At 27.9% G+C, this 10,030-nt stretch carries 12 protein-coding genes; 7 read left to right on the forward strand and 5 right to left on the reverse strand.

Annotated features, from left to right (window positions below; genetic code table 11):
• The 3 genes from ACKTTQ_RS14495 to ACKTTQ_RS14505 all read right to left on the reverse strand — a co-directional run.
• A partial coding sequence (locus ACKTTQ_RS14495; RefSeq protein ID WP_408049618.1) for a cysteine peptidase family C39 domain-containing protein occupies nucleotides 1-411 on the reverse strand: 411 nt, incomplete at its 3' end.
• A 74-nt stretch (nucleotides 412-485) separates the two neighbouring features.
• A complete protein-coding gene (locus ACKTTQ_RS14500) occupies nucleotides 486-659 on the reverse strand; it encodes a hypothetical protein (protein ID WP_299137085.1) in 174 nt (57 codons plus the stop codon).
• A 145-nt stretch (nucleotides 660-804) separates the two neighbouring features.
• On the reverse strand, nucleotides 805-2,382 hold the full coding sequence (locus tag ACKTTQ_RS14505) for a vitamin K epoxide reductase family protein (RefSeq protein WP_408049619.1): 1,578 nt from the start codon (nucleotides 2,380-2,382) through the stop codon (nucleotides 805-807).
• Between the two features lie 416 nt (nucleotides 2,383-2,798).
• On the opposite strand from ACKTTQ_RS14505, the gene ACKTTQ_RS14510 reads away from it, so the two are divergent.
• Entirely contained in the window at nucleotides 2,799-2,975 is a 177-nt protein-coding gene (locus tag ACKTTQ_RS14510) for a hypothetical protein (RefSeq protein WP_299137079.1), read from the forward strand.
• 8 nt (nucleotides 2,976-2,983) lie between these two features.
• Here the strand turns inward: ACKTTQ_RS14510 and ACKTTQ_RS14515 are convergent, their stop codons facing one another.
• Together ACKTTQ_RS14515 and ACKTTQ_RS14520 are read right to left on the reverse strand one after the other, a co-directional pair.
• Nucleotides 2,984-4,645: an AraC family transcriptional regulator gene (locus ACKTTQ_RS14515; RefSeq protein WP_299137076.1), complete on the reverse strand. Its 1,662-nt coding sequence runs from the start codon at nucleotides 4,643-4,645 to the stop codon at nucleotides 2,984-2,986.
• Nucleotides 4,646-4,748: 103 nt separating this feature from the next.
• Entirely contained in the window at nucleotides 4,749-6,284 is a 1,536-nt protein-coding gene (locus tag ACKTTQ_RS14520; RefSeq protein WP_408049620.1) for a YifB family Mg chelatase-like AAA ATPase, read from the reverse strand.
• 327 nt (nucleotides 6,285-6,611) lie between these two features.
• On the opposite strand from ACKTTQ_RS14520, the gene ACKTTQ_RS14525 reads away from it, so the two are divergent.
• The 6 genes from ACKTTQ_RS14525 to ACKTTQ_RS14550 form a co-directional block, all read left to right on the forward strand.
• Nucleotides 6,612-7,298 (forward strand): response regulator, encoded by a 687-nt coding sequence (locus ACKTTQ_RS14525; RefSeq protein WP_408049621.1) that lies wholly within the window; start codon nucleotides 6,612-6,614, stop codon nucleotides 7,296-7,298.
• 118 nt (nucleotides 7,299-7,416) lie between these two features.
• Nucleotides 7,417-9,006, forward strand: coding sequence for a vitamin K epoxide reductase family protein (locus ACKTTQ_RS14530; RefSeq protein ID WP_408049622.1), 1,590 nt, complete (start codon nucleotides 7,417-7,419; stop codon nucleotides 9,004-9,006).
• Between the two features lie 116 nt (nucleotides 9,007-9,122).
• A complete protein-coding gene (locus ACKTTQ_RS14535; protein ID WP_408049623.1) occupies nucleotides 9,123-9,287 on the forward strand; it encodes a hypothetical protein in 165 nt (54 codons plus the stop codon).
• Between the two features lie 114 nt (nucleotides 9,288-9,401).
• Nucleotides 9,402-9,566 (forward strand): hypothetical protein, encoded by a 165-nt coding sequence (locus ACKTTQ_RS14540; RefSeq protein WP_408049624.1) that lies wholly within the window; start codon nucleotides 9,402-9,404, stop codon nucleotides 9,564-9,566.
• Between the two features lie 22 nt (nucleotides 9,567-9,588).
• Nucleotides 9,589-9,813 (forward strand): hypothetical protein, encoded by a 225-nt coding sequence (locus ACKTTQ_RS14545; RefSeq protein WP_408049625.1) that lies wholly within the window; start codon nucleotides 9,589-9,591, stop codon nucleotides 9,811-9,813.
• A 91-nt stretch (nucleotides 9,814-9,904) separates the two neighbouring features.
• On the forward strand, nucleotides 9,905-10,030 hold a 126-nt coding region (locus tag ACKTTQ_RS14550), incomplete at its 3' end, for a cysteine peptidase family C39 domain-containing protein (RefSeq protein ID WP_408049626.1).

The following is a 10,030-nucleotide window of genomic DNA, read 5'->3' on the forward strand; positions in this document are numbered from 1 at the left end:
TAGTAAAGCTATTCCTTCTTCTGTATTTTCATCAGCATTGTTTCCTATCCAATGTTGAATAAATTCTTCTTTAGTAAAAGTAATAAGTCCATGAGCAGGATCCGATACGTATACAGTATTTTTCTTTATTTTATAAAGAACCACATAGTGGTTTTTATTCCAATGAATAATACAAGGTAATGGAGCTTCACGAAGTTTATTAAAAGCAAGTTTAATTCCTAAAGATTTAAACCCCATAGATTCAACTGCCTCACTCAAACCTAATAAACTACTTCCCTCTCGGGTAGTTTCACTTAGTTTTCTTAGTTGTTGTGTGTTGATTGTTTTACCATAATGCTTTGCAATTATTTTTATACACGTTGGGCCACAATCTTTTGCCTCAGTTTGTTTATATGTTGGGAATTTCTTCAAGTGAAAAATTAAGCTCTATTATTAAAGTATATGAGGAAAAAATAATATTCCTCATATACCAATTAATCTAAATATTATTGATTTGGCGGAGTTTCTTCACCACAAGGCCTACAAGCTCCCCATCCACCAGATCCTTTATGACCTGTGTAATTTCTACATGTACCTGGAGGACAAGAGTTCGCTCCTCCATTAATTTGTTTCTGTTCAATTTTATTTAAAGTTTTCCCTAGTTTTAATAAATTTTTCATAATTGAAATTTTAATAAATTATATTTGCAATGAACATTTAAAGACACTCATTGTTTGCGTCTATTCTTCGCGAAAGAGTATTGTTTAAAAGACAAAACCTTTGTACAAGAGTTTTGCTTGTTTAAATAATTAACTAAACTGTTTTTTATATTTTTTTATTCATAGAACATTCTTCAAATAATTCTTCAATAAAATAAATTAAATCAGCTCTGTCATATTCTTTAGGAAATGACTTACCGCTTATAAGTATTTCTGGAGTAAAATTAATTTCATTGTCTATACACCATTTTTTTTCACTCTGTAAAATGTGTAAATAAATTTCTTTCTCTTTTGTTTTTTTCCATTTTTTTTGCCATTTGACAGAAGAAAATTCTTCATAAGCATCATCCATAGCTTTTAAACATTCTTGACTCCCTTCTTTTTGATATATTTCTAGTAATCTAGTTGTTATCTCTACAGCAGTTGATTTTGTGTCATTTATATCTACATTAAACCGGATTATAATTTTAACTTCATTAGAAAATGATTTTAAAATATTTTCAATTTGCTTATGTAAAGGTTTACAATGACCACAGAAAGGATTTGTAATGATTACTATTTCTAGTTTTGAACTTGAATTACCAAGCACAATTTCTGGCACCTCTTTTAAGTTAGTTACTAGTTTTTTAGATGAATTTAATAAAGTGAAGAAAAGGTTGAAATTTCTTTTGAATCTATAATAAGCAATCTTTGTTTCTTTATTTTCATTATACTCTTTTAGCCTAGGTTTTAGGAAATTCCAAATAAGTAGTATTGTTAAAAAACTAAATCCAATTATTAATATGTTTTCAAAAGAATAAAGTAGTTTTAAACTACTTTTAAAGAGAGATAAAAATGCCTGAAACCATAAAAGACCGACAATACTTAAACATAAAAAACACCATTTCTTTATGATCTGATATTGATAATAAATCGAATACAACGTAACTGGTAAAACAATAATACTAATGAAGTGTAAAATGTCTAACGGAGAATTTTTTAAGACCATAAAAAAAGCAGAAATTGATAACACTAAAAAATAGAGTAAACTAAAATCACTTAACTTATACTGCTTAAAAACCGTAGCTCCCTTAGAACTTAAAACAGCATCACAATCTTTTTTATCATCTGTTCCTGAACAAAAAGTATTTCCTATAAATGAACTAATTCCTATTTCTTGTTTATAAATAGAAATACTTATAAAAACACCAGTTAAAGATGTTAAAAAGAATAGCGAACTTAAAAGATTAGGTTTGGAAATAACTAAAACAAAAATTGATAACGATACTAAAAGTGAAGTTAATATATAGTTTAATAGGTTTACCTTTTGTTTTACTTCTGATGATTCTTTTTCAACCGCTACAATTATGCCTGTAAATTTTTTTAAAAATTCTGTTTCTGAATATTTTTCTTTTTCTTTTGTTGAAAAAAAAATGACATAATCTATTTTTTTTTTAACAACTGTTACTATTTCTTTACCATTACTTGTTTTTATTTGTGCTAAAAAACAATTTGGTAACTCTAAAAGAGTTTCTATATTTTGTGGTACTTCTGCTGCAATATTAGTTATATTAAAGTGATCTAATACTCCAGTAATAGCATGAAGACTTGGAAAAGAAGGATGGCTTTTTATCTGAAAATCTAATTCTGCTTTATCAAAAGCAATTTTATTATTTTTAAGTAATAATCTAACTAGGTTTTGCATCTACATTGTTTTTTATTAATGATCCAAATATATGTTCCTTGCTTGTGAGAAAACAAATCCTTTATCTTTAAATTTATAAATTTGAGGTAATTATTTTTTGTCTTAATGTTGTGATAGCTAGTTTTCTATGTTTTGTTTTTTAAGGGCGTATATATAAAGTTTGAATGTTTTTCATTTAAAGTAAGAGAAAAGAAATGTGAACATTAAGTATAGTTATCAAAAACTTACTATTATGTCAAATTTATAAATTTGACATAATAGTAAGTTGATTTAAGATCTTGCTAATCAGTACGTTGTGTTTTTTTTAGATTTTAGGCCCTATTTCATCAAGTAAATCATATTCCTTTTTTGAATAAATTTGGATTAAACAATAAACTTTTATTATGATGAACTTAAAAACATTAAAATTTAAAAAAATGACCAGAGAGGAATTAAAAGCGATAAACGCCGGTACTTTACCTGACTGTGAGCCAGGAAAAATTGGTCATCATAATGGTACAGAATGGGTTTGTGTACCAAGTGGGTTTTGTTCGTGGGAGATACCTAATGACGGTGAAACCACTCCTGGTGACAATTCTGCTAATGATTGGTAATAAAAAAATTAGTTGTTTTCTAAATTAGCCAAATATTGTGATGGTGTAACTTTGAGTAATTTCTTAAAGTTAGAGTTAAAAGAGTTTACACTTTTATAGCCTGCTTCTCTAGCCAAGGCTTCAATAGTATAGTTTTTAAGGTTTTTTTGGTTATTAAGTCTTTGAACTATACTATTTATTTTTAATCGATTACTGTATTCAACAAAACTTATATTCATATAATTATTCACAGTTTTAGATAAATAACTGGAGTTAGTATTTAATTTTTTTGCTACCATATTTAAACTATAACCAGAATCCGTAAACAGAGCTTCCTTTTCTAAATTTTTAAGTTTTTCAATAAGTTTTAAAGCATTTTCATCTGTTAAACTTGAACTTTTTGAAACGATAGCTTCTTTAGATATACCCTGTTGAAGCCATAATATACGTTCGTTTAATTTACTAATGTTTTGTTTTGTCTTATTGTTTTTATAGATAAAATATGCCATTAATAGTAATATTGTAATTACTAAAGCTATAGAAACATAAGAATATAATCGTTTTTGTTGTACTTGGTTTTGATACTCTTTTTTTAATTTTTTTACTTCAAGCTTCCGCTCTTCTATATGCATTTTATTGTTTACACTTAAGTCAGAACTATTCTTCTTATTTGAAAACGTATCAGAATTTGTTATATAAGCTTCAAGATTCGTAATCATTTTGGGTAGATCTCCTTTTTGTTTGTAAATTTTAGCTAAATAATCATAGCAAAGTGCTTTATTCTTTAATAAGGGATATTGAGACCAAACATCTTGTTCTATCTGATTTTTAAAACTAGCTTCTGCTTCATCTAAATTATTAAGGTAATAATTACACGCAGCAATTTGAAAATGCATTTGAGTTATCCTCTTTTTATTATTATTTTTTAGAAATAATTCTAATGCATTTTTATAATATATAATAGCGGTATCAAATTTATCCTGATAAAACTCTATATCAGCAAAATAAACTTCTATAAAATCATCATAAATGTGTATATCATATTCTATAGCAAATTTTTTAGCCAATGAGGTATATTTCTTAGTGGAGTCTAGATGATTCTTTTTTTTTTCTATAAAACAGGAGTTTATATATCTACTTGAGGCTTTAGCAAGTTCTTTAAGGTATTGTTTTTTTAATTCGTAATTTGTTGAAAAATTGGGTTGCTCTTTAAGTCTTTTTAAGCTAATTCTATTTATCTCTAACGCTTTAAGTTTGTTACTAGACATAGAATAGATTCTTCCTTGAGCTGAACGTAATTTATTCTCTAATATAAAAGAACATTGGCTATCACAGGTATTAAGTGCCAAGCTTAACAAGGACAGAGCCTTATCAAATTTATGTTTTTCGTTATTTGCCTCAGCCATCAGATATAGGATATTCCCTTTTACCTCTCTATCTATGAGTGTGTCGTATTTGTCTAGTAAAAAAGTGGATTTATTAAATAATTCGTTGGCATTTTTATAGTCTGCTCTTAAGCAATATATATATCCTTTACCTGCATAACCGAATGCCTTTTTCTCATAGTTATTACTATTAATTAGTTGATCACAAAATACCAAGGGATTACCTTTATCTTTTGATTTTAAGTTATAGTATTTAGATACAAAATCATGACCTTTATATTGAGCCAACAAGAGTTGACAAGACATAAAAACTAAAGTGTAGAGTATTTTTAGGTAATATGATTTATACATTTCTTTTAAATACGTTTTTATTTTTGAGATAGCAAAGTTATACTATTTCACTTAAAATTTACCCTAACCAACCTTCTCTATCTAAGCTTCTATATTGAATAGCTTCAGCAATATGGTTTGAGTCTATATTATTAGCAGCATCTAAATCAGCAATAGTACGAGATACTTTTAAAATTCTATCATAAGCACGAGCGGAAAGGTTTAGTTTTTCCATAGCGGTTTTTAGGAGCTGTTTGCTTTCTTCAGATAGTTTACAAAATTCTCGAATTTGTTTTACATTCATTTGAGCATTGTAATGAATATTTTCAAAATCGTTAAACCTCGTAGATTGTTTTTCACGAGCTTTAGTAACTCGTTCTCTTATACTTTTACTATTCTCTCCTTTTCTTTCATCTGATAGTTTGTCAAAAGGAACTGGGGTAACTTCAATATGAATATCAATTCTATCTAATAAAGGACCAGAAACCTTGCTTAAATAGCGTTGCATTTCTGCTGGAGATGAAGTAATTGGAGCATTTGGATCATTAAAATACCCTGAAGGACTAGGGTTCATGCTTGCAACTAACATAAAACTACTAGGGTAGGTAACTGTAAATTTTGCTCTTGAAATTGTCACTTCTCTGTCTTCCAAAGGTTGCCGCATAACTTCTAAAACGTCTCTTTTAAATTCAGGAAGTTCATCTAAGAACAATACACCATTATGAGAAAGTGAAATTTCTCCTGGCCTAGGATATTGACCACCACCAACTAAGGCAACATTTGAAATAGTATGATGAGGACTTCTAAAAGGCCGGTTATAAAGTAACCCTTCATTTTTGGTTTTACCAACAACAGAATGAATTTTCGTAGTTTCTAATGCTTCATGTAAAGTCATTGGAGGTAAAATGGATGGTAATCTCTTTGCTAACATTGTTTTTCCTGATCCAGGAGGACCAATTAAAATGATGTTATGTCCACCAGCTGCAGCAATTTCCATACAACGTTTTATACTTTCTTGACCTTTAACATCAGAAAAATCAAATTCAGGAAAATCAATATGTTTATAGAATTCAGCTCTTGTATCAACAATAGTTGGTTCAATTTTTTTGTTATTATCAAAATGATTGATAACCTCTAAAATATTGTCAACTCCTAAGACTTCTAAATTATCTACAATTGCAGCTTCTTTTGCATTTTCTTTTGGAAGAATTAAATATTTAAAGCCTTCTTCTCTTGCTTTTATCGCAATTGGTAATGCACCTTTTATAGGTTGTAAGCTTCCATCTAATGAAAGTTCACCCATTATAACATATTGGTCAATTTCTTTAGATTGTATTTGATTAGATGAAGCAAGAATTCCTATAGCAAGAGTTAAATCGTACGATGCTCCTTCTTTACGTATATCAGCAGGAGCCATGTTTATAATAATTTTTTTACCTGGAAGTTTGTAACCGTTGTTATTTAAAGCTGCTGAAATTCGATAAGAACTTTCTCTAACAGCGTTATCAGGTAAGCCTACTAAATGATATCCTATACCTTTGTCAATATTTACTTCAACCGTGATTGTAGTTGCTTCAATGCCAAATACGGCAGATCCATAGATTTTTACTAGCATTTTTTTTCTTTTTTGTTAAAGATATATTTTTTTAAACAAGTTTTAACTTCTTATTAGGTTAAAAAAGAGGTGATTGATATAATTTTTTAAAATTTAAAAAGTTAAATAATATGTAATAGCCTTATTGCTTTTTGAATTAATCAGTAATATCTCTAACTTTACAAACCTTCTTTCTTTTTTTGATAACTTATTTAAAAAGATATTAAGGTTCGGTTATATCTTATTTTTAAGTTTCATTTCAAGAAACTATAACTTCCTATAAGTAGAGATTACTCTCTATTATCTAGGTTTACAATTGCTATTGTACTTATTTTAAATTTTTATTTTATGAGAAAAGAAAAATTGACTATTCTAATAGTTAATGATTACCCATTAATGTGTGAGGCATATAAAAGGGCATTCATTAATGTGAGTAATTATAATGATAATCAATATGATTTTGATTTTATTACGATCCACAACTGTGATGATGCATGTGAAATCATAAAAACATTTTATGATAGGGAGGAAAAAATTGATTTAGTCTTTCTAGATTTAAAGCTATTTCCGTCTAATAATAAAAAGATAATATCAGGAGAAGATTTAGGAATCTTAATAAGAGATATGTTTCCAAGTTGTAAAGTGATTTTATCTACTACTAATGATAATAAATATAGAATTCATAGTGTTTTTAGGAGTATAAATCCTGAAGGTTTTTTAATAAAGAGTGATATTACATTTAAAGAATTGGTGAAAGCTATTAATGAAGTAGTAAGTGATCCTCCTTTTTATAGTAAAACAGTTTTAAAATTATTAAGAAAGAAAGTTTCATCTGACTTTTTGTTAGACGATGTTGATAGAAAAATATTGTATGAGTTATCTATCGGAGCAAAAGTAAAAGATATGCTTGGGTATATTCCTTTATCAATAGCAGCTATCGAAAAAAGAAAGAGACATTTAAAAAAGATATTCAATGTGAAAGAAAAAGGACATAGAGAATTGATATTAAAAGCCAAAGAGAATGGCTTTATTTAATCTGAATAATTGAAAGTAATGTTTATCCTTACTTTTTTTATCAAAAAAAAATCAAGTTTATATTTTTTTAAAGATAAATTTGATAATAATCTTAAAAATAGCTTAAAAAACTACCGTTTTGAAAAATTCATTAAGTTCCTTAGTAGAGCAATTACTTAGAAAAAATAAAATCTCTTTTGATAAAGAAGAGTTAAGATTTCAAATACAAAGCCATCCTTCCTATCCTAGTTTACACGCTATAACAGGAGTGTTAGACCATTTTAATATAGAAAATGTAGCAGCAGATGTTCCTGTTAACTCAGAAACACTAGAGCAATTACCTTCTTGTTATATCGTACAAGTAAATGATAGTTCTGGGCAGAACTTAAGTGTAGTTGAAAAAAAGAAAAGTGATTATATTTTATATACCACAGAAGGCAAAAAAGAAAAGATATCAGAAGAAGAATTTTTAAAAAAGTTTACAGGGATTATAGTAGCTGTTGAAAAAACAGATACGATACAAACTAGTAAAAAAACTAGTAAGATTCCTCAATATGTAGGTTTTGGAATCATAAGTATGTTAGCTATTTTCTTAGTGTTAAAAACAACTGGTTCAGTTTTTAGTATTTCTCATTTATTGCTATCTATAGTAGGAATTGTGGTTAGTGTAGCTATCGTAAAACAAGAATTAGGTTTACAAACTTCCATTGGCGATGCTTTTTGTTCTGGAGCAGATGATAAAAAAGATTGTGATGCAGTTCTTACTTCAAAAGGCGCAGAAATAATAAAAGGGTATAAACTAAGCGACTTCAGTATTTTATACTTTTCAACATTAACCCTTTTAACCTTTTTAGAAATAGCCACACCAGCTGTTTCTTATACAATAAGTTTAGTAGCAGTTCCAATAACATTATATTCAATTTATTATCAATATGCAGTAGTAAAAAAATGGTGTTTATTATGTTTGAGTATTGTTGGTTTATTATGGGTACAAGCATTAATTCCTGTATTAACAAACACTTATATTTCTAGCTTTGTTCCTAGTGATTATGTTGTTTTAGCAATTATAGGAACAAGTACATGGTTGGGATGGAGTTATATAAAACCTCTTATTTCTGAAGTAACAGAATTACGAAAAGAAAAAATAGAGGGAGTTAAATTTAAAAGAAATTTCACCTTGTTTGAAGGTATGCTAAATAAATCCCCTCAAATAGATACAACATTTGATAAAAACCAAGAGATTGTTTTTGGAAATCCAACCTCAAATTTAGAAATAGTTGTTGTAACCAATCCTTTTTGTGGTCATTGTAAACCAGTTCATAAACAAGTAGATGAGATTTTACATAAATATAATGATTCGGTTAAAATAAGAATACGTTTTAATATAAACACTGAAGATAAAAGTGGTAATGCAGTAAAAGTAACTAGTCGATTATTAGAGCTCTATAATAACAATAAACAAAAAGAATGTTTAGAAGCTATGAGTGAGATTTACGAAGATGGTAATGTTGATTTATGGTTAAAGAAATGGGGAGCGACTAATAATAGCGACTACTTTTTATCTGAATTAGAAAGAGAAAAAGAATGGTGTAAAAACAATGCTATTAATTTCACTCCAGAAATTTTAATAAATGGAAGGTCTTTTCCAAAAGAATACAATAGGTCAGACTTAATTTTCTTCATCGAAGAGCTAGAAGAAAATAGTCAAATTACAATAAGTAAAGTATAAAAAGACAAAGCCCTAAAGAGGGCTTTGAATTTGAAACATATTCTCTCGCGAAGAATAGACACACTCGGTGAGTGTCTTAAAATGTTCGCCGCAAAAGTAATCTTATTATTTTAATTATGAAAAAATCAATTTTAAATTTAGGGAAAGTACTAGATAAGACGGCTCAAGAAAAAATTAAAGGAGGTATAGGTATCTGTAGTTTTATCCCTTCATGTCCTAATATTTCTGATAGATATTGTATTGTAATACGAAATCAACAATGTATTGTTATTGGTGGGTAATAAAATAAGATAATTAAGTCTTGTTATTATACAGGTGCAATTTATCGATATTTTTTATAAGGATGAAATTTAAAAATTTCTAATAATTACTTATGATAAGTGAATAATATAGATATGAAGTATCGAATTTTAAATTTAGGAAAAAAGTTAAATACTATTGAACAAAAGGAAGTGATAGGAGGTTTTCCTGCTATGTGTGATCCAGGTTCTAAAGATGAGTGTAAAAAACTTGGCTTTGATTATTGTAACTCTTTAGGAGTTTGTGTTAAACTATTTTAATAAAACATTAAAACTATTATTTATGAAAAAATCAATTTTAAATTTAGGGAAAAAGTTAAATATTACAGAACAAAAAGAAGTTAATGGAGGCGGAAAAGGCTTAAGACTTTGTCGTTACCATTGTAATGGAACATCATGGATTTTAGATGGTGGACAAGGTTCTTATTGTACGTTAAACTTTCCATCTATAATTTATAACCATCCTAATTGTGGTGGTTCTGGAGGAGGAGGAGATGTTTGGGCTTAAACATTTTCGTTATTATTAAAAAATAGAAACCACTTAAAAAAATCAATGACTGGGGTGGTGTAATGCATCCCAGTTTTTATTAACATTCCACTTGAAGAAATTTCCAAATTATAAGCAAACCGAGGCAAAAGATTGTGGGCCAACGTGTATAAAAATAATTGCAAAGCATTATGGTAAAACAATCAACACACAACAACTAAGAAAACTAAGTGAAACT

Source organism: Tenacibaculum halocynthiae, from assembly GCF_964512825.1.
GTDB lineage: Bacteria > Bacteroidota > Bacteroidia > Flavobacteriales > Flavobacteriaceae > Polaribacter > Polaribacter halocynthiae.